Source organism: Endozoicomonas sp. ONNA1 (assembly GCF_024606325.1).
GTDB lineage: Bacteria > Pseudomonadota > Gammaproteobacteria > Pseudomonadales > Endozoicomonadaceae > Endozoicomonas_A.
The window spans coordinates 1-1,094 of the sequence record NZ_JAHHPN010000830.1 but is presented as its reverse complement, the minus strand read 5'-3'; the positions used below and the strand labels follow the sequence as shown (position 1 = coordinate 1,094).

The window sequence follows — 1,094 nt, the reverse complement described above, 5'->3', positions numbered from 1 at the left end:
TGAATTCGCCCCTGTTGATCTACTCCGGGACCGCCCAGCAGTAAGTGTCGCCAGTGACTGTGCAAGTGACAGTCAATGAGAACGGTATGGTCATCATCCACGTTGCCTTCGACACCGGGGAGTTCAGCCAATACCGGAGGAACCTCGTTGATCTTCATCGCCTGGTCACTACCGGTCTGTGCGTTGAACTGCCAGGTATTTCCCGGCCGATTAATTCGCCGCCAAAAATCAGCACCCGGAGCGCCATCAGTCGGGCCAACCGATGCCAACTGTGCAGGATCTGCCAAAACCATTAAAGCAACATGCTCTCCCAGTGGGCTTTTCTTTTGGCTGACTTTGTCGTACAGGCAGGGGTTATCCGGGTCCAGTAGGTCGTTAAATTTTGGCAGCTCCTCACTGGTGAGTTCGCGGATATCTATCACCAGGGTGAGTGGCTTTGGACTTTCAAACAGCTTGCCTGAACCCAGAACGTGGCAACCGTCGTCAGAAATGCTCAACCGGCTCACCAGATTAGCCTGTGAGAGGTCATCGGGGTGGGAGATAAGCGTGACATCACATTGTCCCTCGCCGGTCCGGGCCACTAAAAGCTGTCGTACCTCGTCATCACTGGTGACAAAACGAAAATCGAAGGAATGAGGGACTTTTCGGAGCGGGGAATCTATTGCGGATAGGCTTCTCGCTCTGTCAGGCGATGCAATCGGAGTTGATGATAGAGTGAGTTTGGAGGTTAACTTATCGCAGATTTCTACCCTCTTTGACGATGAATCCAGCTTTGCTCTCTTCTCGGCTGGTATGTCACTACCCTTTAGATAACTATGAGTCACGTCACTAACAAGAGAGAGTTTGTTTATATCTCCACCAACTTGACCATCCATAGTCATTCTCCTTCCCGTGATCTAAAGGACTGCATTGAAATCATTTGCTTATACGTAGATTTGACCTTCAGACAGGATAAAAGTTCGATTCGGATAGATACCGGCAGAGCAATTGCCTTTGTAGGGGGGACAATTTCGTAACGAATCTTGATATAAAAGAGAGTGTGGGTACTCGCCAGCAGGTATAACTGCAAGCTTATTAACTCAAGCTGAATGATT

General features: G+C 49.4%; 2 protein-coding genes. Both read right to left on the bottom strand.

Going from position 1 to position 1,094, the window contains the following annotated elements:
* The coding region (locus KDK19_RS19660; protein WP_257292687.1) for a hypothetical protein at window positions 1-875 on the bottom strand (875 nt) is incomplete at its 3' end.
* A 2-nt stretch (window positions 876-877) separates the two neighbouring features.
* Window positions 878-1,094: hypothetical protein (locus tag KDK19_RS19655; protein WP_257288627.1), on the bottom strand; the 217-nt coding region annotated here is incomplete at its 5' end.